Raw genomic sequence first — 21,485 nt, forward strand, 5'->3', positions numbered from 1 at the left:
TGGAAATGGACGGCTCCGTTGGATAATACTTGGACGTTTTAATGTCACAACAAACACTCTCAAAACTTGATCTAAATCACATCGATGCAATATCTTCAAATAGACAAGAACCTGATTGGCTCAGACAGTATAGATTTAAATCTCTTGCTATATATCATGATTTACCCCTTGAGGTCTCTCCACTATATAACAAATACACTGATGCTAAACGATTAAACTCAGATAAGGTATATCTTGGAATAAATACTGATTCTACAATTCCGCCATTTTTGGATTGACGAATGAAAGAATTGGAAAATTCAAATCATATTGTTCAAATTGGAACTAATATTGTACGATCAAAACTTGATTCATCACTGAAAGATAAAGGTGTAATCATATCTTCTCTTAATGATGTCATGTCCACTAAATCTAATCTACTACAAACCATATTAAATTCTGAGAATTCGTCTGAGGATAAATTTACAGCACTCAATAATGCTGCATTTAACACTGGAATCTTTATTCACATACCAAAAAATGTTCAAATAGATGAATCTATTTTTATTCTAAGTTGTATGTCTTCAGATGAATTGTCTTCTATATCTAAGAATGTAATTAATGTAGATAATTCTTCTAGTGCAAGGGTTGTTCAGGAGTTATACTCTCCTACAAATACTGCTCAACAGTCTTATCTTGAAATGCTACACGTGAATGTGGGTGCTGCTGCCAAACTTGATTCTACTACCCTACAAATGATGGATAAAAGTTCAGTAAATTTTTCTACTCGTCATACTAGAATACATCAAGACGGTCTTGTAAATTGGTATTTGGGGTTATTCGGATCAATTTTATCAAGATATAGAACAAATTATCACCTTATTGAACCAGGGGCAAATGCGAATGATTCAGAGGTAGTATTTGGAGATGGCAAACAGTGTTTTGATATGCAAACCGTTATGAATCATTCTAGTCCTCATACAGATGGAAAAGTGATTGAAAAATCCATTTTACGTAATAAATCTAGATCTCTCTTTAAAGGTATGATTCGAATAAATGAAAATGCGACAAAATCAAATTCGTATCTGTCTGGTAGAAGTATTCTACTTGACAGTGAAGCGAAATCTGATTCCATTCCGGGTCTTGAAATACTTACTAATGATGTCAAAGCCACACACGCCGCATCCGTAGCTCAGATTGATGAAGAACAGATATTCTATCTTGCAACTAGGTGTCTTGATAAAGCAACTGCAGAGAAGACCATTGTTGAAGGATTTTTAGAACCACTGTCTAGAAAAATGTCTTATCAGGTAAGGGCATGGATTGCATATTTGATTGACTCTAAATGGGAGGGCAAAGAATTGTTGATAAATGATGATAAGGAACTTCGTAAATTCATTGAAATTGAAGAGACTAGATATGATGAAGATACAGAGATTGATCAACACTACAAGTATCGATAGGCGACCCCGATGAACGATATCGCACTTGATAATATTCGTAAAGACTTTCCAATCTTGGAACGACGCGTAGGTAATGACAACAAACTACTTGTTTATCTTGATAATGCCTCCACCACTCAAAAACCTCAACAAGTAATTGATAGTATTACTAATTATTATCAAACATACAACTCAAATATTCATCGTGCTGTGTATTCTATTGCAGAAGAGGCGACAGCAGCGTATGAATCTGTTCGTGATAAAATCGCAAGCTTTCTAAATATATCTGATCGTCAAGAAATTATTTTTGTACGAGGTACCACTGAAGGAATTAATCTTGTAGCATATGCATGGGGGCGTAAACACATACAAAAAAATGATATTATAATTACTACTGAATATGAACATCATAGTAATATTGTTCCCTGGCAGATATTAGCACAAGAAAAAGGTGCTACATTAGAGTATATTGATATTAATGATGATGGTCAATTGGAATTGGACAAACTAGATACACTTCTTGCAACTGGACGTGTTAAATTGGTCGCATTCAGCTTTATGTCAAATGTTTTAGGAACAATAAGTGATGCAGAGACGATAATTAGTAAATGTAAATCTGCCGGTTCCCTTGTACTTGTTGATGGAGCACAAGCAGTACCACACATGACTATAGATATTGATTCATTGGGTGCTGATTTTTTCACATTTTCTGCGCACAAGATGCTCGGTCCAACCGGAATAGGTGTGTTACATGTACGTAAACAAATTTTGGAAACTATGGATCCATTCCATGGTGGTGGTGATATGATACGTGAGGTGCACAAGCAAAACACCACGTGGAATGATTTACCATACAAGTTTGAGGCGGGAACTCCAAATATTGCTGATGTAATAGGTTTCGGCACTGCTATAGACTATTTGAATAAAATTGGCATGTCTAATGTTCGAGAACATGAAATCCAACTTACAAAATATACCCTAGATAAAATGGCTGAAATTAAACATCTTCATGTCTATGGGACACAAGATATATCAAAACATGGTGGTGTTGTATCATTTAATTTTGGAGATGTACATCCACATGATGTTGCACAAATAATGGATACTGAAGGAATTGCTATTAGATCTGGTCATCACTGTGCTCAAGTTTTGATGGAAAAATTAGATGTAACTGCAACATCAAGGGCTAGTTTTTATATTTATAATACTACTGATGAAATTGATGTGCTGATTAATGCTCTAAATAAGGTTGCAGTGATATTCAAGTTATGAGTGGAACTGATATTTATCATGAAATGATTATAGATTATTCTAGAAATCCATTAAATTTTGGTAAAATAGAAAATCCCGATGTTACTTATCATGATAGTAATCCCTTGTGTGGGGATAGTATTGACATTGATATGAAATTTGACAAGGATACTGTATCTGATATCACCTTTCATGGCAAAGGCTGTGCGATCTGTATGGCCTGCTCATCTGTCTTGACCGATATGGTAAAGGGCAAAAAGATTGATTTTGTAAAAAAATTAGCCAAAGATGATATCTTGTCTGAATTAGGTTTGGAACATCTACAGGCAGTGCGTATAAAATGTGCTTTGTTATCCCTCAAGGTACTCAAATACGCGCTTTATACTCATCTTGTCAAAGATACTACTAATGTAGATACTTTAAAACAAGAGGCGTCTAGTTTATACTAGTATGTCTGCAAACTATCCTGATGTTCTTTTATCAATTAGAAAAATAATTTATGAAAAATTCAATGATGTTGATTCCAAGTTCACAAATGATGATATTTTATCCTCACTAAAAGAATTAAACCTAATATCTTCCTCTACTACAGCAGATGATATGGAAAAGCATTTTAAAATTCTTGCAAACACAAAGTTATTTCGAATAATAGCCCAAAATTTCACTACTATGTGGTTTAAATTATTCACACCGTTGATTGAATCTAGTTGTGATTCATGTAATTCTATAATTCATGTACATTCAACAGAAAAATTACCATGTCCCAACACATCGTGTAAATCTAATCTTTAGAATATTTTTTCGCAGACTCTTCTAATGATTTTATCATCGGTAGCGTTTCTCCTGTCAAATATAATACCAATGCCCCACCTGCTGTGCTAACATGATTTATTCTATCTGTCAACTTGTATTTTTTGAGTGCAGATGACAAATGTCCTCCACTTACAATAGTTGTGGCCATTGAATTTGCCACCGCTTGTAATAATTCCCTAGTTCCAAATTCAAATTTCTCTTTTTCAAATAAACCTGCTGGACCACTAATGAATACAGTTGCGGCCCCTACTATGATTCGTGAATAATGATTAATAGTTTTTGGACCAATATCTAATATTTTATCATTTGAGCCTAAATCTCTCACATCGATATCTATTCTTTTACCTTCACGTTCAATTGCTACATCTACTGGTGTTGAGAAAACATCTGGGTATTCTCCTATTAATTTATGTGCCATGAATACTACTTCTTCTTCACGCGCTATTCCCAATGACGATTTTATTCTTCCCTGTGCACGCATAAACACATTTCCAATTATTCCTGTAAGTAAAATATGGTCTGCTCTTTTATTTTTAATTAATTGTTTTAAAGCCTCTAATCTATCAACAACTTTTGATCCTCCTAACACAATAACGTGAGGATTTTTTGTTATTGTCATTATTTCATTCAATTGTTTAGTTTCACGCTCCACAATTTTTCCTGCACATGCGGGTAAATTTTGTGAAAACCCAATTATTGATGGGTGGGCTCTGTGCGCAGTGGAAAATGAATCCAACACACACAAATCAAATAAATTCACTAGTCTTTGCACTAGTATTGTCTTTGTTGCATCTTCGGGAGAAAATTCATAATTTTCTTCTGCACATAATCGAAGATTATCGAGTAAAAGAATGTCATTATTCTGAAGATTTTTAATTGCCTCTCTTGCAGTTGGAGACATTACATCTTCCACATACTTGATCTTTCTGTTTAGAAATTTCTCTAATAGTTTTGCGTGCTTGTCCATTCCGGTATAGTCTTTATTCCCGACCCTGCCCTGATGTGATGCGACTACTATTTTTGCCCCTTTGAGAGCTAGAATGCTCTCTGTTGCCTCCTCAATTCTTCTAGAACCAGTTATTTCCATGGTCTCTGAGTCAATTGGGCAGTTCATATCTACCCTCAAAAATACTGTTTTCCCCTCTATATCAAAATCTTTTATGGTCAGTATTTTCAATATTTGTAGTAACTACTGCCCTGTTAAAATCGTTATACCTTGTCTACTTTATACTGATTAGATTATTAGTGAGAATTTTTATTTAATATTGATATGCAAAATTGGATTTTTGATATACGTTCTAGACTATTCGTTCTTCTCAGTTTTGGGTTTTTGATTCTTACAACTTTTGTGTATTTTGGATTTTTTGATCAATTTGATCAAGCTTCAATAACTTATTTTCAAAATTTTTTTGGTAATGACATCCTAGACGGATTCATGTTGCTTGTAACTGAAATTGGTACGATATACTACATGTTGGGATTCAGTATAGTTCTCTTAATAATACGACGAACTAGACGAATTGGAGCTGTGCTTTTAATATTAATGGTTTCAACTACAATTGTAACTGGTTACATAAAATGCGGTGTCGATAGAGATCGTCCTAGTGAAGAATTCGCTGAAAATCCATTTCAAATGACTCCTTCACGTGATACTTTTTCATTATTTTGTGGTAGTGGTGCAGACGCATCCTTCCCATCTGGTCACGCCGCACGTGCTATGGCTTTGGCAGTTGTTTTAGGATACATCGCATCAAAATATTTCCCACGTGGTTCATACTTGATTCTAATTTATCCAATTTTAATGTCAATCAGTAGAGTCTACATCTCGCAACATTATCCTACTGATGTCATTGGCGGCATGATTATAGGTATGCTGCTTGCAGGGGTAATCTCTTACAAAGCCAAACTCTAGAGACCAAATTTTTCTGCTAATGTTGATGATGCAAAAACAATTGCATAATGATTTTCATCTTCATGATATGTCCAGTAACGCACATCACGATTCTTTCCTGATTTGCGTAATCCGTAATTCACACTAGTAGTTACTGCATATCCAATTCTTTTCACTATTTTTCTCTCCTTTGGCATCAATATTTTATATGCTACATCAAATCCTTTTTCTACCATCTCATTGGCAATTTTTTCTGCCTCCAATTCGTCTTTTATGTCAAATGTTTTATCTACAGGAATTTTTGAAGGATGTGTATCATTATTCATAATATTTTATTTATGTCTATTTTGATATTAACTTTTCATAAGATTTATGTTGTAAATTTTATCAAAAACTCTATAATTGCTTTACTTTTTTAACTATTGTGTCAAATAATTGTAATAATACTATCTTATCCCTCATGTTATATACATTTTTTTAAATGGTTACAATTTCATCACGTTTAATTACTGAATTAAAACAGCGTCGTGTAAAACTTAGTAATATTAAACGAGATTTCTCTAGGCAGATGAATTCTGCTCAAAATCTACATGACAAATCAATTTCATCAATGATATCTTTACAAAAAAAATTAGATGCGACAGAGATGTCACTACATGGTTTAACTCAAATTTTAAATCAAGATAAAGCAAAAAAGAAAAGTATCGAAGATCTAATAAAATTAGCAAATTCTCGTCTTAATATTGAAAAGAAAATTATGCGTGATATTGAACAAAACGCAAAACAATCAAGTAATCTCAATGAAATGCAAGTCGTGGCAAAACGTCTAATCTCATCATCTGATAAGATATCTACTCTTGTATCTGAAATTAAATCATATGATCGGAGATTGAGCAAATTATCTCCTATAATCACACAACATCAACAATCCATTCTCAAATTAACTGCTAGCGTACATCAGCATTTAAAACAACAACCCATTATACAGCGTTTAATATCTTCCAGTTCTAAGGATTTCGAACGACGCAAACAACAATTCTTGAACCTTACTAAACAAGATGACTCAATGAAAGATAAATTGGAATTAATAGCACAGAGAATTTTATTCAACAAGGAACATCATATTAAATCACCAAATTCTACTACAAAGAAAACGAAATCTAAAAAATCCACCAAGACTAAAACTAAACGTAAATCAAAACGAAGAACTAGTGGTAAAAAAACCAAAGCAGCACCAAAACGTAAACGTCCATCACGTAAATCTTCTAGTAAAACCAAAGCAGCACCAAAACGTAAACGTCCATCACGTAAATCTTCTAGTAAAACCAAAGCAGCACCAAAACGTAAACGTCCATCACGTAAATCTTCTAGTAAAACCAAAGCAGCACCAAAACGTAAACGTCCATCACGTAAATCTTCTAGTAAAACCAAAGCAGCACCAAAACGTAAACGTCCATCACGTAAATCTTCTAGTAAAACCAAAGCAGCACCAAAACGTAAACGTCCATCACGTAAATCTTCTAGTAAAACCAAAGCAGCACCAAAACGTAAACGTCCATCACGTAAATCTTCTAGTAAAACCAAAGCAGCACCAAAACGTAAACGTCCATCACGTAAATCTTCTAGTAAAACCAAAGCAGCACCAAAACGTAAACGTCCATCACGTAAATCTTCTAGTAAAACCAAAGCAGCACCAAAACGTAAACGTCCATCACGTAAATCTTCTAGTAAAACCAAAGCAGCACCAAAACGTAAACGTCCATCACGTAGAAAAGGAACTGGTAAACCAAGACGTTCTTCTGGCGGTAAAAAAACCAAAGCAGCACCAAAACGTAAACGTCCATCACGTAGAAAAGGAACTGGTAAACCAAGACGTTCTTCTGGCGGTAAAAAAACCAAAGCAGCACCAAAACGTAAACGTCCATCACGTAGAAAAGGAACTGGTAAACCAAGACGTTCTTCTGGCGGTAAAAAAACCAAAGCAGCACCAAAACGTAAACGTCCATCACGTAGAAAAGGAACTGGTAAACCAAGACGTTCTTCTGGCGGTAAAAAAACCAAAGCAGCACCAAAACGTAAACGTCCATCACGTAGAAAAGGAACTGGTAAACCAAGACGTTCTTCTGGCGGTAAAAAAACCAAAGCAGCACCAAAACGTAAACGTCCATCACGTAAATCTTCTAGTAAAACCAAAGCAGCACCAAAACGTAAACGTCCATCACGTAGAAAAGGAACTGGTAAACCAAGACGTTCTTCTGGCGGTAAAAAAACCAAAGCAGCACCAAAACGTAAACGTCCATCACGTAAATCTTCTAGTAAAACCAAAGCAGCACCAAAACGTAAACGTCCATCACGTAGAAAAGGAACTGGTAAACCAAGACGTTCTTCTGGCGGTAAAAAAACCAAAGCAGCACCAAAACGTAAACGTCCATCACGTAAATCTTCTAGTAAAACCAAAGCAGCACCAAAACGTAAACGTCCATCACGTAAATCTGGTAGAAGAAAATCTAAACGATCTCGATAGTAACAATTTGTTTTTCTAGTTGTATACATATATTCAATATGTTTAAAGATATTTTTTATAATTCCAATTCTTAATCCTTTAAATTATGATGATGTTAATTTCAATCAAGCTCCTGTGGTGTAGTCCGGTCAAGCATACAGCCCTCTCAAGGCTGTGATCCCGGGTTCAAATCCCGGCGGGAGCACATTTCACTTTTGATAGTTCACTGGCCACTTTTCTGTCAAAAATATTACGTTTATGCTAACTATGATTTCTTGATTATCTGAAAATATTGGTGTGGCACTACGTGCCTCAGCATAAAATACACTTGGATTTTGATAAGGTACATCTTGATATAGTGAAGCATATTTTACACCTATAATATCTACACCTAGTGATTGAGCAATTTTAGATCCTTTTCGTTTTGCGTCTAATGCCGCCTCTGAAATAAGATCATATTGTATATCGGCTACTACTTGAGGTGATATACCAAATGATAATTGTTTAAAATTATTTGCTCCTGCATCTACTGCCACATCTATTATCTCTGAGACTAGATGTGTCTTTTCTGTATCAATTTGTATGGTATTCGTAACTTTATATCCAATCAATATACTGTCTCCAATTCTTTGATCATAATCATATTTTGGGTATATGTTGAACTGTGATGTACTAAACTCGCTTTCTTGAATTCCTATTTCTTTTATTGCGTTTATAGTTGATTCCATTTGTTTATTATTTTGATTTAATGCATCTGTAGATGTCGTATCGATTGTCTCAACACCCAATGTTATGAATAATCTATCTGGTTTAATTTCTGTTGTAGCAGTTCCGATCACTTCTATTGTGTGATCTTTAACATCTGATTCTGCCAGCTATTTTTGTATCTGATTGAATGAATATTACTGCCATGGTAAAGAGTGCAATTGCTATTATTGAGGTTCCAACAATGATCCATTTTTGCATAACAAGTGTCATTATATTTACTATAAAATCTTATCCTATTATCATCATACTAAGTAAAATGAATAACTTAGAATCATAAAATTGAAATCGGGTTAAAAACTATGTGTCTACAATTTTTCAAATAAATCATACACTTTAATATTTACTTTCATTTCTTTATGTACTATTTTGTCTCTAATTATAAAATTATTAGTCTAATTTCTTTAAATACTAATTCAACATTAAATTATCATTGGGTCTACGTGATCTTAACCTCAAGAATGAATATAGATCAGACAAGAATAATCTTGTCGATGAGTTTTTTATTCCTTGTTTGGATACTTGCACTAAATTTGATAGAGCTGTAGAATTTATTCAAGTCACCCGCTTTGCTTCATATTATTTTAATAATAAAAATGTAAAAAATCGTCCAACTATTCGTCTTGTAACCGGACACCGTATGAGTACAAAAAATCTTAACGCTCTGGTAAAAATCATATCTCAAGATCGTTCTAAATCCTTACATGCTAAAATTCCTTTTCCATTGCATTCTAAACTTAGTCAAAATGAAAAGCCAGTACAAGATATGCTCAAAACTGGCAAACTACGTATAAAAATCGCTATACCTGACTCTGATGAGGTGTATGAAACATTTGGAGAAAAAATTGGAATTTTTCGTGATGATACTGATGTGGTGGCCTTTACAGGAACATCTAATCGTATATTTGACCCATCACACCACGATTTTGAATCCCTTGATGTGTTTACATCTTGGGATGATAAAACTAGGGTTCAAACTAAAATTGATAATTTTGAAAATTTATGGGCCAATCAAACACGATACATTACTGTATTTGATATAGTAGATGCCATCGAACAAAATAAACTTCAATATTCTCAAGAATGGCTTACTAATAATTATTAAACAAATAATTATTTTTTATTTATTGTGATGGAAATTCATAGGTGACACTTTGTAATAAATCAATTCTCCTCTCCTGTCTATCATAGCTATTATGGCCTCTTTTCCCATCTGAGTTATGTTTTTAATTTTATCTTTTAATATACCAATTTTTTCTTGAGATCCTTCGCTGAAAGCAAATACCACATATTTTGATGAAGATTTCCCCATCTCACCTTGCTCATACACACGAAAATCAATTCCTGCCCCAAAACCATCTTGTACTATATATCCACGTGTACGTAGATCTCTGTAAATTAAGAATTTAATCAATATTTCTTTATCGTCACTAACACATTTTTTCATCATAGAATCAAAATTGATTTCTACATTACGTGATGTAACTTTTAATGTTTTTCTATATATCAGATATAGTGCCTCATATACTTCCAATTTGAATATTTTTCCATCAATAATTTTACCAAAACCACGTTGTTGTAAATTCTTCTGCATCTCTATATCACTAATTATAATTTTGTTATTCTTCAAGATACCATTTACTTTCGAGTCTTCTGACTGCATGATCTGCTTGATTAATTATATAATATAAGGTAATTTTTCTATAATCACTATTCGTTAAAATATGGGAGTATGTCTATATTTTGTATGCACGGAGCAAATTATCGAAGAGGTAACGGCCAAGTTTATTCAAGACGCAAGTATATAAAAGGAAAACCACAAATTAAAATTGCAAAATTTACTGGTGGGAATAGTAAAGGTACATTTGAATATTGTGTACAATTATTAATCAATGAACAATTACAAATTCGTCATATGGCTATAGAATCTACTAGACTTGCTGCAAATAAGACGTTGGAGAAAACTACTGGAGAACAAGGTTATTTTTCTAAATTACGAATCTATCCACATGTATTGTTGCGTGAAAATAAGATGATTGCAACTGCCGGTGCAGATAGATTACAGGAAGGTATGAGACGTGCGTTTGGCAAAGCTGTAAGTTTAGGGGCTCGTGTTAATCGTGGTCAATGTATTATGGAAATGTATGTCAAAAAAGAACATGTAGACGCTGCAAGAAAAGCACTCACTGGTGCTTGTGTAAAACTTCCTGGAACCCCAACAATCAAGATATTTGAAGTACCTGTAAAGAACTAGTTTTTCTTTTAAATAATTATATTTAATAACACTTGGAGTTTTCATTTTATTATGCAGTTGTAGTATAGTTTGGTTATTATTCGAGCTTGCCAAGTTCGTGACCCGGGTCCGAATCCCGGCAACTGCATTTTAAATTACTAATGCTTTTTTAATTCTATCCAACGATTCTTTGATTTTTTCTGGACGCGGTAATTGTATCATGAATATATTCTCTTCACCATTTCCATAATCTGGAGCTAGTGCAAGTATTGTTGTATCGGCTAAGGCTTCAAAAAAATCTAAAGATTTGTTTGCGTTTAATAGTACTTGTTCTTTTATATTTCCTACTGAAAATGTCATTTGGACATCGACGAAAACATGTCCTAAATCATCTTGCAATATGTTCAGATTGGTATCGACTATGGCAGGTTTTCCTGCCATAACATTCATTATTTCTGCAAATTTCTTTTTGTCTAATATTATACATGGTACCTTTTTATTTTCAAAATCTACCATCGTGGTTTTTTCATGAACCTTACTTAGTAGATAATTATATTCATTCATTTTCCACTCCTGTAATTTTTGGTATGGCTTTATCTGCAAGTTTGAATATTAGTGGAGTGATAAATGATGTGATTATTGTTATCACGCCGATTAGTGGGAATAGAAACGCACTGATTGCACCGATGTCTATACCTGCTTTAATTATTACAATAGAGAATTCTCCTCTTGGCGCAGATAAAACAAACGCTGAATGCATAGCCTTGGAACGCTCTCGACCAAATATTAAATTCCCACACAAACTTCCTCCAAATTTTACTGCAATTGTAACTGCAATGAGAATAATCGCAATTACGATATAATCATATATCTGACTTATATCCATAAGTGCACCTACGGATATGAAAAATATTGCCACAAACATATCTTTGATTGGACTAGATAGCACTTTTGCAACTTCTGCAGATCGGGATTCTGCAACAAGTACGCCTGCTAGAAACGCACCTATGGCAACTGATAATCCTACAATATTTGCTAATAGTGCATAACCGAAACACACTCCTAATACGCTTAGCAACAATATCTCACGATTCTCTGCACTAGCAACTCTGTCTATTAATCGTGGAATTATTTTGGTTCCTATGGTGAATGTTCCTATAATTAGACTTGCCGCTATGATTATCACAACAGCTACGCTCTCAATTGCCACAGAGCCTACTAGAGCAAATGATTGTAATGATGAAATCAAAATTACTGCGATTATATCTTCAATTATTAAAACTCCTAGTATCATTATAGATGACTCTTTTTTTATTCTTCCACTTTCTTCTAATAATTTTACAATTATGGCAGTACTACTAATTGACAGCGCCGCACCAATGAATAATGCATCCATAAATCCTAATCCAAGTAGAGTTGCAACATAAAACACTGCGCCTAATGTTGAAAATAGACCTATTGTTCCAACACCGACTGCCATTCTTCCAATGGATTTAATTTTTGCATAAGGAAACTCAATTCCGATTACAAATAATAATAATATAACGCCAATTTCTGCAAATAAATTCATGGCAGAAATATCTGTCAAAAATCCTACTCCTTCTGTAGATAAATTTTCGCTATTTGGTATTAACCACGACCATAATGGAGATAGGGGGCCGATGATCATACCTGCAAACAAATACCCAATTATCAATGGCTGTCTAATTTTAAAAAATGCTAATGTAGTGATTGCTGCAACTATCATAATTACTGCTAGATTTGTTACAAATCCTGTGTGGGGTAACTCTGGCTGCAACTGTTCTACTATATTGCCAAACACTGAGGTAACTGTACTGGAAATTTCACTTTGTGTTTGCAGTAGAAAATTTTGCATTCACTTTTACTCTTTATCTTAATTTAAAAGAGTTGATTTAATCGGTTCTAACATCTTTGGGTGTTTTGTCATAATCGTTTTTGTAGGATTTTGATTTATGTATCTAGTCGTATTGTTAAATTCGTCAATCATTCTGGATTCTTCCTTACAAAGAAATTGTAAATTATATAATATCTGTGCTAGGGATTCTTTTTGAGGAATCATAATATTGTGTTTTTTACCATATTCAAATAATTGACGAATTGATCCCTCAAAATGATCACTTATATCTCTATTCACATTCATAATTTTTTCTAGTTGTTTAAATATTACATAATTACGTTCCATATTCTATCTACTCCTCTGTGGTTTTGACATGATTTACATATTTGTCTACCCAATCCAAAATGGGCTCTCTCTCTTTATAATTCATAGCTATTTCTTTTAATTGATTAATGTCTGAACCCGTACCATCTAATGTTTTTAGTATATTTTTTACATATTTATCTTTTAAATACCAATGAGAAACAGCAAATTTTTCAAAAGTATCTATATTAATATCTGAAAAAACGGCTTTTGCCAAACTTTTAAACATTTTCATTAAGGCTTGCTCGCCAATACTCGATCCTGTTGGAGCTGTGAATGATTCTATAATATCTCTGGATTTTTTTAAATTTTCTTTTTCTGTTTTAAAATATTCTTTTAAAGTATCTGGCAGATATTTTTCTCTCTGATATTCATAAGTATCTGACATTATTTTTTCCCTTTTGCTTTTATCCATTCATTCAAAGCTCTNTCCAATGATAATGAAATGTTCCCTTTTTTCATTCCATGTGCTTTAAACACAGCTTTTCTAAATCTCTCTTCCAAGTCATCAGTTAATACAACATTCATTTTACCCATAATTAGTGTGGTTATATATCTCTATATATAGATTTAGAGATTAAAAAGGTTAGTAAGATATAGGGATAGAGAGATATATGGATACAATACCAACACGAAAACAACAAGCCAAACAAATAATGGTAGAGCCTAACTATGCTTCACAGATTGATACGATGATGTTCAAGGTTAAATCTCAAACAGACTCAAACAAGGTCTATACAGTATCCAGGACAGGTAATGGTCTGATTTGCACTTGTTTAGATCATCTTTATCGTAAATCAAATTGTAAGCATATTCATGTTATACTAGATATGATAAAGATAAACAGAGGTTATAAAAACAACGAGTTCAAAATTATGGAACGATCAAAACTAAACCTATGTAAATATTGTAGTTCAGGCAATATGAGAAAAGATAGTTATCATACTACTAAACAAGGCAAACAACAACGATTCAAGTGTCTTTAACGCACTCGTAGATTTATTGCTAATTTTGGCTTTGAGAAAAAACTGTATGATAACTCTACTATGACAGGTGCTATTCAAATGTGTTTTACAGGTATGGGTATAAGAGATATATCTAATCATTATGAGATGATGGGAGTTAAGTTAGCCACATGACCATATACAGATGGATTATTGATTATTCCAATATGGGATTTAAATATCTCAAAGACATAGTTCCTAGAACTGATAATCGTACTATTATTAGAGCTAATGAGGTTTGGCTTAAAGTATAAGGCAGAAAACATTACTTGTTTACTTCCATTGATGATCAAACTAGATATTGGTTAGTATTTGATATGGCAAAAACCAAGTTTAGACATAATGCAGACATTCTTTTATCAAAGACTAAAAGTGCAATAGGTAAATCTCCCGAACATTTTATTACAGATGGATTCCATGCATACTCTAAATCATCTAAATGTGTATCTAGTAAAGATATAAAACATCATAGACATATACACCTTAAACACGATATGAATAATAACAAGACGGAACGATTTAACGGAACATTTAGAGATCGTGAAATTAATTTTAGAGATCTTAAAATTTTTGACACACCAATAACAGATGGTATGAAAATTTATTACAATTATACCAGAAAACACATGGGACTAAAAGGTAAAACTCCTGCTGAGGCCTCAAATATAAAAGTAGAAGGTATTAACAAATGGAATACACTTATTCAAAATGCGAGTTTGCATACCTATGAATAACATCCAAAGATGTTACAGAACCCATATAACAAAAGTAAAAATATGATTGAAATTTTCTGAAATGCAGAATGGTAAATGGACTCGTAGTATTTTTAGGTTGTCTCATTGTTTTACTAGGAATGCTATTGTTTAAAGTTTTTAAACTATTTGGAACTGCATGTGGAATTATTGGGGGTTCAATAATATTTTTTGGCGCATTTATATCAGCAGATATGAAATGATGAATAGTGGAGTTATTCATAGAATTCTCAAGTGCCGAATTGAACAGTAGATTAGAAAGCGCCGAGTTTGGAACAATGTACTATTACAAATGATTTAAAAATGATTACAAAATGATTTAATAGTATCATTCACAACTTCTGATCTTTTACTAGTTTAGCCCAATGCTCGAATACATGGATTCGACTTCGAAATATGTATATTTTAATCTTAAACATTTATTCACATAATACTATCAAATCACGATAGATCATATGATGAAATTATTAATCATAATCTACATATATCATAATATGGGAAATACAATGTGAATTCAACAGATTATGAATCAATGTTGTTACAATCCATTTCTTGGAATAATATAGATATTATAGCCAGTATTTCTCTTTCCATTATTACTGGCATTTTGGTTTATCTTATATACAAACAAATAAAACATCAAAAAAAGGAATTTCACTTTCAAACTAGATTAGTCAGTGTTAACATGATGTATGATTTGATAAAAGAAATAAACGATTTAAAATTTATTAAGAAAACTACTGTAGATAAGGTTATAGAATATTATGAAACGTCCAAATCTCCAGATTTTGCAAAGGAAGAATTACCATCATTATATAAATTGTATCGTAAATTAGATCATATGTCAATAATAACCAGACAATTAGAAATAGACCTAGGTATAATTGATGATTGGTTTGATGATTTTATAATTTCATTATGTGGTGAAAATATGATTCAATATATGGCGGAAAATTTTAAACAACATTTTAGTTTTAATTCGTTTAACAATCTTAAAAATTTATCTATTGATTTACAAAATTATAGAAATTAGAATGGCATCATATGATAAATTCTAATAATTAAAATTTTTATAATTTAATGAACTTAAATATCCAATTGTTTTAAAATATTAATCTTATTGGCGAGACTCCTATGTGGTTGACTATGGATATGCTCTATTATGAATAATACCTAAGTTTGCAACAGAACCATTTAATCAATTATCTCTTCTGTCTTTATACTATTTTGTACTGTATTTTTCTCAAAAACCCTTCTAGATTTTAATATTAGTGCCGTTAAAAATACTCCCAGTACACACATCACTATAGTTCCTGATGGAGCCAAGCTTAGATAATATGATGCTATTAGCCCTACTACTACAGTTGCCACTGCAATACTCATTGATATCAATACTGTCATTTTGAAATTTTTTGCAAACATCATTGCTGTAATATTTGGAATTACAATTAGTGCTGATATTAATAATATTCCTACCAATTTCATAGATGCCACTACAATAACTGCTGCTAGTACAACAAACAGATAATTTAAAAATACTGTATTGATACCAGATACCTTGGCCTGTTCTTCATTAAATGTAAGATGTAATAAAGGTCGATAAATAACTAGTAAAATAATAAACGCAGTTGCACATGTAATAATTATAAATGCCATTTCATCTAACCCAATTAATAAAATATTACCAAACAGAAAACTGAATAAATCTACTGTAAAGCCAACTGATGCACTTATCAATACAATTCCAATTGATATGCCTGCAGTAAGTATGATTGCTACTGCAGCATCACCGGATATGTTTGCATTTTGTTTTAGTGTCTGTAATCCTAAAGCTCCGGCGATCGCCACTACAAACGCAGTCCAAAACGGAAATATTCCTGTAAATAATCCGACTGCAATTCCTCCAAATGCGACGTGAGCTATGCCGTCTCCGAATAGAGAATATCGTCTTAATACTAGAAATGTTCCAACAAATGAGCAAGTCATGGCTATTATCACACCAGTTATCAATCCTTTTTGCATGAATTCATAACCGAGTATGTCTAACATCCCTCTTCCCCCTTGTGACTATGCAAATGTGATTGCATTGTGGACTCTGAATACATTCCAAGTAATTTTGAATCCGAAAAAAATTTTTTCTTACTACCATGAAAGAATAGTTTTGTACTCATGCATGCAATCCTTGTGGCATATTTAGATAATGCGTCCAAGTCGTGTGATGACCACACAACTGTTATGTCGTTTTCTTTATTTATGCGAGTTATAATATCATAGAATTTAATCTGTGCATCAACATCTACACTTGTAACTGGTTCATCTAAAATTAATAATAATGGATCTTTGATTAATGCTTTTGCAATTAACACTCGTTGCATTTCGCCTCCTGATATATCTCCTATTCTCTGATCCTTCAAATTACTAATTCCTGTTATTTTTAATGTCTCTAGAATTCTTTCCTTGTCTGTATGTAAATTACCATAAATCTTCTTCCACTCAAAATCATGTTTTTCTATCAATTTTACTGCTTTACTCATGTATCTTTTTTCTATCATTCCCATCCTTACTACATCTGAAACAGTTGCAGGAAAATTTTGCTCAAATGAAATATTTTGTGGTACATAACTAATTAGTGGCAGTAGTGATAATCTGTTTTTTTCATATCCGAACAATTTCACAGTTCCTTTGTTTTGTCTCTGTAGTCCTAATATGGCACGAAACAGAGTTGTCTTGCCTGCACCATTTGGACCGACAATTCCTAGTATGTCTCCCTTTTTCACACTAATGTTGATATCTTGTACGGCTACTCTGTTACCAAACATAACTGTGAGATTATTAATATCCAACATTACTAATTACATCCTCTGGCAGTCTTGAACACATGTGCGATATTTTTCATTTTATCAAAATATGTTATCTCCTCTTCTGAATTAATAGACTCAATTGTACTTGCGTATAGTATGTCTATGCCTATTTCATCACCTAATATCTGAACCATTCTAGAATCTCTTGCATCATCATCTATGATAAATTTAATATTTTTCTCTCTTACTGTATCTATGAACTGTCGTATACTTTGTGCTGTAATTTCTATATAATCTGTAAACCCATGTGTAGAAATAATATCTATATCATATCTTTGTGCAAAATATTCATATGCATTATGAGAAACAATAACCGAATTATATTTACAATTTACAAATTTAGATTTTATATCTTCATTTAGATCATCCAATCTTTCATTATACTCCAACATATTTTGTCTATATTTTTTTTCATTCGAGGGATCAATCAATATCAATTCCTCTCCAATATTCTGTATTTGTTTTTTAACAAGAATTGGATCTAACCAAATATGTGGATCAATTTTTGTCCTAATATTCTGATTGTTATGATCTGATTTTACATGTATGGTATCTATATTTATTGATGCGTCAATGAATGTAACATTTACAAATTCTTTTGAATCTATTAATTTGTTAATGTATGGCTCTGCTCCTAATCCGTTATACACTATTGCTGTGGCACTTTTTAATTGTATGATATCTTGGTGTCTGATTACCCAATGATGTATATCTGCTTTTGCAGGGACAAATTGTTTTGTAGTGTGTATTTCTCCAACTACCCCTTTTGTAAATTCATAGTATGGATAAAATGATCCAAATATCAATGTGATATTATCTGTCTTCTCCTCTCCCTGTATTTGCATTGATATTATGATACCTCCGGATATGAAAGCCACTATAATTCCTATCAAAACAATTTTCATATAATGTTTATTAAAATAATACATTGTATTATTAAGTTTTATATGTTTTTTTTAAAATATTAATAATTAATAATTTTAAATCTAAAATATATATGAAAAAACTAATATAATATATGATATATTTAATAACCAATGGTAATAATCTCTGCGTCATTAAGCGAAAAGATGATTCAGGATATGGATCACTTGAAGGACTCTTTGGGATTCGCGACTAGATCTGAGATAATCAGGGCTGGAATTAGAACTCTCTTGGAGCAGGAAAATAATGATCAAAATTTGGATGCAATTTCTAGTTCTATACTGTTAGTAGTACATCAAAATAAATTTGATAGTAAAGTTGTCAAAATTAAGCATGATTATGAGGACCTTATAAAGACTCATTTACATAGTAAAATTGACGACGATCGATGTATTGAGATGTTTCTACTAGGTGGCGATGGTAAACGTATTAATTCTATAACCAAGGGATTCCTTGCAAATCGTACAATGGATATTGTGAAGATGTTAACCATCTGATCATAGAATGATGATTAGGTAAACTGACGTATGATGAGTATACCTGGGGTATCTGACTATGGTTATTTCATAATAACCTTATATTAAATAGTACCGTACGGTACGGTATATTATGTTACAATGTGATTATTGCAATAGTACTTTTGCTGAATCCATGAATGGTTTGACCACCAAATTTTTCCATGAAACACTTCATGATCCACAAACTGTAAATGAATAATTTTTTTATTTTATTTTATTTTGTTTTATTTAACTTAATTTTATTTAATTTAAGTTAATTTAACTTAATTTAAGTTAATTTAACTTAAATGCCGTCATCCATATTGGCTGCCTCTTCTAGCTGTTTTTTCTTTTTATTCAACACAGAAAATATTACTAGTAATAAGATTATCCATAATGATGCAAATACTACGTTCGAAATACTGACATACATGTAGGGAATAATTAATACAATATTGTCCTTTAGTAAATCTGCCCTTTCATCTATGTCTCTCATAGCCGTATGATATGCTGCATTATTTTTAGAAATTGATGATATGCCTTCAATATCAGAAATCATACCCTTTACATCTGCGCTTAATCTTATCAAATCAGTAGATTGCGTAGGGAACAACCATACTGGGTTTTTATTATCTTCTGGTAATAAATTTAAACTTATTCTGATGTTTTCATCTGCACGAAGTAAAGCCTCTTTAATAATTTGAGGATTTGATGATCCAATGACTGCATCCAAATTTCCTACTGTTCTATCTAGTGGATAAATATTTGTCTCATAACCTACAAACGCACTATATCCCCCAAATATTATTATTCCAAGTATTACTCCTGTGATTATTTTTTGTGTGATCAAACTTTTTCTCTCCTCTCTACTCTTTGGGATGCCACTCTTATTTTTAAATCTAGAGTGAAATATGCTCAGTATTGCTATTACTAGAAAACCTGTAGTTTGTATGGCAATTATGGGAACAAATATTGCATTTGAACTCATTATTGCGATGAATATTGCTAATATTCCATACACCCCAAAAAATAACTCCAATAATGTTGTCTTTGTAAATGGTAGATTGTATGCTTTATCTCTCCAATTGTCCTCTTTTTTTATTATACCATATTTTGGAGTACGGAGAAATTCATTTTTCCTACCAAATACTGCGTCAAATACTGCCACTGTGTTATTCACTGCAAGTCCAGTAGAGTAGACCAACAAAAATGGCAATGTCTTGATCTTTGATGACCATGAGGTATCATACATTTTACGCATTATGAGCAAATAAGCACCAGGCCCCATCAACAGATACATCACAATAGTGAGAACTGGAAGAAAACTGATTACGTATAAATTAATTTTAGCTGCCAGTAGTATAGGCAGGGTTAAAAATTGTATCAACATGAGTGGAAATACTATGTGTCTTGTTAGTTGTACAAATGCTTGGATTTTTGTACCTACCGCAATTTTTCTTTGAAATATGATACTTGTTAGTAATTTTGTTGCACATTGAATGGATCCTTTTGCCCATCTGAACTGTTGTCGTTTTACAGCGTTAACTTGAACTGGAAGCTCTGCATCAACGACTATATCTGGTAAAAACATACATTTCCAACCCTTCATCTGGGCCCTATAACTAAGATCTAAATCTTCTACTAGTGTTGCCGTATGCCACCCTCCTGCATCTTCTATACACTCACGTCTCCATATGCCAGCTGTCCCGTTAAAGTTCATAAAAAGATGGGAATTACTTTTTGCCTTCTGCTCTATTAAAAAATGAAAATCTAAACTCAATGCTTGAACACGTGTTATTTCAGAATAGTTTTCATTTACATGCCCCCATCTGCACTGAACTAAACCAATGTTATCGTTTGTAAAATATTGTATAGCTCGTTTTAAAAACCAGTTGGGTGGTATAAAGTCTGCATCAAATATTGCTACAAAATCAGTATTGGTAGTCTTCATCGCAAATTTTAATGCTCCAGCTTTGTATCCATTTCTATTTTTGCGTCTGATATGTTCAATGTTAAAACCTTGGTCAAAATATTTTTTTACAACCTTTTCTACTTCAATTACTGTATCATCATCTGAATCATCTAATACCATGATCTTCATCATATTCTTTGGATAATCCATGTTACATACCGATTCTATTAATCTGACCACTACGTATTTTTCATTATACACTGGAAGCTGAATGGTAACTGACGGTGTATCTCCATTGAAAATTACTGTTTTATCTTTTTTATGTGAGGATAGATATGCTAAATAATAAAAATTACAAGTATATGCCACAATCAATACTGAAGAGAATATAAAAATGTCAAATATCAATTGCATGAAAGCATTTGATACCAACATAC

The 21,485-nt window shown here is 32.5% G+C and carries 24 protein-coding genes, 2 tRNA genes and 1 pseudogene; 14 read left to right on the forward strand and 13 right to left on the reverse strand.

What is annotated here, in order from left to right; all coding sequences use genetic code 11:
* Nucleotides 1-41: 41 nt before the first annotated feature.
* The 5 genes from R1F52_05035 to R1F52_05055 are packed head-to-tail and all read left to right on the forward strand — an operon-like array spanning nt 42 to nt 3,464.
* Nucleotides 42-278 carry a hypothetical protein gene (locus R1F52_05035; GenBank protein WOV92484.1) on the forward strand — a complete coding sequence of 79 codons (237 nt, stop codon included), beginning with the start codon at nt 42-44 and terminating at the stop codon, nt 276-278.
* A gap of 3 nt (nt 279-281) precedes the next feature.
* The gene (gene sufD / locus R1F52_05040) at nt 282-1,442 is read left to right on the forward strand and encodes a Fe-S cluster assembly protein SufD (GenBank protein ID WOV92485.1); all 1,161 of its coding nucleotides are present in this window, start codon (nt 282-284) and stop codon (nt 1,440-1,442) included.
* A 9-nt stretch (nt 1,443-1,451) separates the two neighbouring features.
* The gene (locus R1F52_05045) at nt 1,452-2,693 is read left to right on the forward strand and encodes a cysteine desulfurase (GenBank protein WOV92486.1); all 1,242 of its coding nucleotides are present in this window, start codon (nt 1,452-1,454) and stop codon (nt 2,691-2,693) included.
* Complete coding sequence (locus R1F52_05050; protein ID WOV92487.1) at nt 2,690-3,121, forward strand: iron-sulfur cluster assembly scaffold protein; 432 nt, start codon at nt 2,690-2,692, stop codon at nt 3,119-3,121. Before R1F52_05045 ends, R1F52_05050 begins: the two co-directional genes overlap by 4 nt.
* A 1-nt stretch (nt 3,122) precedes the next feature.
* On the forward strand, nt 3,123-3,464 hold the full coding sequence (locus R1F52_05055; protein ID WOV92488.1) for a hypothetical protein: 342 nt from the start codon (nt 3,123-3,125) through the stop codon (nt 3,462-3,464).
* Here R1F52_05055 and pgk read toward each other — a convergent pair.
* Nucleotides 3,454-4,662 (reverse strand): phosphoglycerate kinase, encoded by a 1,209-nt coding sequence (gene pgk / locus R1F52_05060; protein WOV92489.1) that lies wholly within the window; start codon nt 4,660-4,662, stop codon nt 3,454-3,456. The genes R1F52_05055 and pgk overlap by 11 nt on opposite strands.
* Nucleotides 4,663-4,755: 93 nt before the next feature.
* Here pgk and R1F52_05065 point away from each other — a divergent pair, with 93 nt between their 5' ends.
* Complete coding sequence (locus R1F52_05065; protein ID WOV92490.1) at nt 4,756-5,397, forward strand: phosphatase PAP2 family protein; 642 nt, start codon at nt 4,756-4,758, stop codon at nt 5,395-5,397.
* Here the strand turns inward: R1F52_05065 and R1F52_05070 are convergent.
* Entirely contained in the window at nt 5,394-5,702 is a 309-nt protein-coding gene (locus R1F52_05070) for a hypothetical protein (protein WOV92491.1), read from the reverse strand. The two genes, R1F52_05065 and R1F52_05070, sit on opposite strands and share 4 nt — an antisense overlap.
* 793 nt (nt 5,703-6,495) lie before the next feature.
* A complete protein-coding gene (locus R1F52_05075) occupies nt 6,496-7,929 on the reverse strand; it encodes a hypothetical protein (protein ID WOV92492.1) in 1,434 nt (477 codons plus the stop codon).
* A 79-nt stretch (nt 7,930-8,008) separates the two neighbouring features.
* Here R1F52_05075 and R1F52_05080 point away from each other — a divergent pair.
* Nucleotides 8,009-8,084, forward strand: a tRNA-Glu gene (locus R1F52_05080).
* A 4-nt stretch (nt 8,085-8,088) separates the two neighbouring features.
* Here the strand turns inward: R1F52_05080 and R1F52_05085 are convergent.
* Nucleotides 8,089-8,718: an SIMPL domain-containing protein gene (locus R1F52_05085; protein ID WOV92493.1), complete on the reverse strand. Its 630-nt coding sequence runs from the start codon at nt 8,716-8,718 to the stop codon at nt 8,089-8,091.
* A 359-nt stretch (nt 8,719-9,077) separates the two neighbouring features.
* Here R1F52_05085 and R1F52_05090 point away from each other — a divergent pair, with 359 nt between their 5' ends.
* Nucleotides 9,078-9,749 (forward strand): DNA repair helicase, encoded by a 672-nt coding sequence (locus tag R1F52_05090; GenBank protein WOV92494.1) that lies wholly within the window; start codon nt 9,078-9,080, stop codon nt 9,747-9,749.
* A 15-nt stretch (nt 9,750-9,764) separates the two neighbouring features.
* Here R1F52_05090 and endA read toward each other — a convergent pair whose 3' ends face one another.
* Nucleotides 9,765-10,307, reverse strand: a complete 543-nt coding sequence (endA, locus tag R1F52_05095) for a tRNA-intron lyase (protein WOV92495.1) — start codon at nt 10,305-10,307, stop codon at nt 9,765-9,767.
* A gap of 84 nt (nt 10,308-10,391) precedes the next feature.
* Between endA and R1F52_05100 the strand changes: the two genes are divergently transcribed.
* Both R1F52_05100 and R1F52_05105 read left to right on the forward strand, forming a co-directional pair.
* Complete coding sequence (locus R1F52_05100) at nt 10,392-10,898, forward strand: 50S ribosomal protein L16 (protein WOV93871.1); 507 nt, start codon at nt 10,392-10,394, stop codon at nt 10,896-10,898.
* A 53-nt stretch (nt 10,899-10,951) separates the two neighbouring features.
* Nucleotides 10,952-11,025 (forward strand) — tRNA-Gly (locus tag R1F52_05105).
* A gap of 2 nt (nt 11,026-11,027) precedes the next feature.
* Here the strand turns inward: R1F52_05105 and R1F52_05110 are convergent.
* Genes R1F52_05110 through R1F52_05125 form a run of 4 tightly spaced genes read right to left on the reverse strand, consistent with a single transcriptional unit; the run spans nt 11,028 to nt 13,513 of the window.
* Complete coding sequence (locus R1F52_05110; GenBank protein ID WOV92496.1) at nt 11,028-11,480, reverse strand: hypothetical protein; 453 nt, start codon at nt 11,478-11,480, stop codon at nt 11,028-11,030.
* Nucleotides 11,434-12,753 carry a cation:proton antiporter gene (locus tag R1F52_05115; protein ID WOV92497.1) on the reverse strand — a complete coding sequence of 440 codons (1,320 nt, stop codon included), beginning with the start codon at nt 12,751-12,753 and terminating at the stop codon, nt 11,434-11,436. Before R1F52_05115 ends, R1F52_05110 begins: the two co-directional genes overlap by 47 nt.
* Before the next feature lie 18 nt (nt 12,754-12,771).
* Complete coding sequence (locus tag R1F52_05120) at nt 12,772-13,080, reverse strand: hypothetical protein (GenBank protein WOV92498.1); 309 nt, start codon at nt 13,078-13,080, stop codon at nt 12,772-12,774.
* Nucleotides 13,081-13,087: 7 nt separating this feature from the next.
* Entirely contained in the window at nt 13,088-13,513 is a 426-nt protein-coding gene (locus tag R1F52_05125) for a hypothetical protein (protein WOV92499.1), read from the reverse strand.
* A 199-nt stretch (nt 13,514-13,712) separates the two neighbouring features.
* Here R1F52_05125 and R1F52_05130 point away from each other — a divergent pair, with 199 nt between their 5' ends.
* From R1F52_05130 to R1F52_05140, 3 genes and pseudogenes are all read left to right on the forward strand, one after another.
* Complete coding sequence (locus tag R1F52_05130) at nt 13,713-14,084, forward strand: hypothetical protein (protein ID WOV92500.1); 372 nt, start codon at nt 13,713-13,715, stop codon at nt 14,082-14,084.
* Between the two features lie 284 nt (nt 14,085-14,368).
* A pseudogene (locus R1F52_05135) lies at nt 14,369-14,836 on the forward strand (DDE-type integrase/transposase/recombinase).
* Nucleotides 14,837-15,362: 526 nt separating this feature from the next.
* Nucleotides 15,363-15,887: a hypothetical protein gene (locus R1F52_05140; GenBank protein WOV92501.1), complete on the forward strand. Its 525-nt coding sequence runs from the start codon at nt 15,363-15,365 to the stop codon at nt 15,885-15,887.
* Between the two features lie 161 nt (nt 15,888-16,048).
* Here R1F52_05140 and R1F52_05145 read toward each other — a convergent pair whose 3' ends face one another.
* From R1F52_05145 to R1F52_05155, 3 genes are read right to left on the reverse strand one after another with little or no spacing between them, the layout of a single operon-like run.
* Complete coding sequence (locus tag R1F52_05145) at nt 16,049-16,903, reverse strand: metal ABC transporter permease (protein WOV92502.1); 855 nt, start codon at nt 16,901-16,903, stop codon at nt 16,049-16,051.
* The gene (locus R1F52_05150; protein ID WOV92503.1) at nt 16,897-17,700 is read right to left on the reverse strand and encodes a metal ABC transporter ATP-binding protein; all 804 of its coding nucleotides are present in this window, start codon (nt 17,698-17,700) and stop codon (nt 16,897-16,899) included. The genes R1F52_05145 and R1F52_05150 overlap by 7 nt, the downstream gene beginning before the upstream one ends.
* A gap of 2 nt (nt 17,701-17,702) precedes the next feature.
* Nucleotides 17,703-18,560: a zinc ABC transporter substrate-binding protein gene (locus R1F52_05155; protein ID WOV92504.1), complete on the reverse strand. Its 858-nt coding sequence runs from the start codon at nt 18,558-18,560 to the stop codon at nt 17,703-17,705.
* Between the two features lie 192 nt (nt 18,561-18,752).
* On the opposite strand from R1F52_05155, the gene R1F52_05160 reads away from it, so the two are divergent.
* Nucleotides 18,753-19,136, forward strand: a complete 384-nt coding sequence (locus R1F52_05160) for a CopG family ribbon-helix-helix protein (protein ID WOV92505.1) — start codon at nt 18,753-18,755, stop codon at nt 19,134-19,136.
* A gap of 304 nt (nt 19,137-19,440) precedes the next feature.
* Here the strand turns inward: R1F52_05160 and R1F52_05165 are convergent, their stop codons facing one another.
* A complete protein-coding gene (locus tag R1F52_05165) occupies nt 19,441-21,483 on the reverse strand; it encodes a glycosyltransferase family 2 protein (protein ID WOV92506.1) in 2,043 nt (680 codons plus the stop codon).
* Between the last annotated feature and the right edge of the window lie 2 nt (nt 21,484-21,485).

Source organism: Nitrosopumilaceae archaeon AB1(1) (assembly GCA_033471095.1).
GTDB classification, from domain to species: Archaea; Thermoproteota; Nitrososphaeria; order Nitrososphaerales; family Nitrosopumilaceae; genus Nitrosoabyssus; species Nitrosoabyssus spongiisocia.

Bases quoted from the DNA above. Each gene is read 5' to 3' on its own strand.
- R1F52_05035 (WOV92484.1), top strand. From the start codon at position 42: ATGTCACAACAAACACTCTCAAAACTTGATCTAAATCACATCGATGCA.
- sufD (WOV92485.1), top strand. From the start codon at position 282: ATGAAAGAATTGGAAAATTCAAATCATATTGTTCAAATTGGAACTAAT.
- R1F52_05045 (WOV92486.1), top strand. From the start codon at position 1,452: ATGAACGATATCGCACTTGATAATATTCGTAAAGACTTTCCAATCTTG.
- R1F52_05050 (WOV92487.1), top strand. From the start codon at position 2,690: ATGAGTGGAACTGATATTTATCATGAAATGATTATAGATTATTCTAGA.
- R1F52_05055 (WOV92488.1), top strand. From the start codon at position 3,123: ATGTCTGCAAACTATCCTGATGTTCTTTTATCAATTAGAAAAATAATT.
- R1F52_05065 (WOV92490.1), top strand. From the start codon at position 4,756: ATGCAAAATTGGATTTTTGATATACGTTCTAGACTATTCGTTCTTCTC.
- R1F52_05070 (WOV92491.1), bottom strand. From the start codon at position 5,702: ATGAATAATGATACACATCCTTCAAAAATTCCTGTAGATAAAACATTT.
- R1F52_05075 (WOV92492.1), bottom strand. From the start codon at position 7,929: ATGTATACAACTAGAAAAACAAATTGTTACTATCGAGATCGTTTAGAT.
- endA (WOV92495.1), bottom strand. From the start codon at position 10,307: ATGCAGTCAGAAGACTCGAAAGTAAATGGTATCTTGAAGAATAACAAA.
- R1F52_05100 (WOV93871.1), top strand. From the start codon at position 10,392: ATGCACGGAGCAAATTATCGAAGAGGTAACGGCCAAGTTTATTCAAGA.
- R1F52_05115 (WOV92497.1), bottom strand. From the start codon at position 12,753: ATGCAAAATTTTCTACTGCAAACACAAAGTGAAATTTCCAGTACAGTT.
- R1F52_05120 (WOV92498.1), bottom strand. From the start codon at position 13,080: ATGGAACGTAATTATGTAATATTTAAACAACTAGAAAAAATTATGAAT.
- R1F52_05125 (WOV92499.1), bottom strand. From the start codon at position 13,513: ATGGATAAAAGCAAAAGGGAAAAAATAATGTCAGATACTTATGAATAT.
- R1F52_05130 (WOV92500.1), top strand. From the start codon at position 13,713: ATGGATACAATACCAACACGAAAACAACAAGCCAAACAAATAATGGTA.
- R1F52_05145 (WOV92502.1), bottom strand. From the start codon at position 16,903: ATGTTAGACATACTCGGTTATGAATTCATGCAAAAAGGATTGATAACT.
- R1F52_05150 (WOV92503.1), bottom strand. From the start codon at position 17,700: ATGTTGGATATTAATAATCTCACAGTTATGTTTGGTAACAGAGTAGCC.
- R1F52_05155 (WOV92504.1), bottom strand. From the start codon at position 18,560: ATGCAAATACAGGGAGAGGAGAAGACAGATAATATCACATTGATATTT.
- R1F52_05160 (WOV92505.1), top strand. From the start codon at position 18,753: ATGGTAATAATCTCTGCGTCATTAAGCGAAAAGATGATTCAGGATATG.
- R1F52_05165 (WOV92506.1), bottom strand. From the start codon at position 21,483: ATGTTGGTATCAAATGCTTTCATGCAATTGATATTTGACATTTTTATA.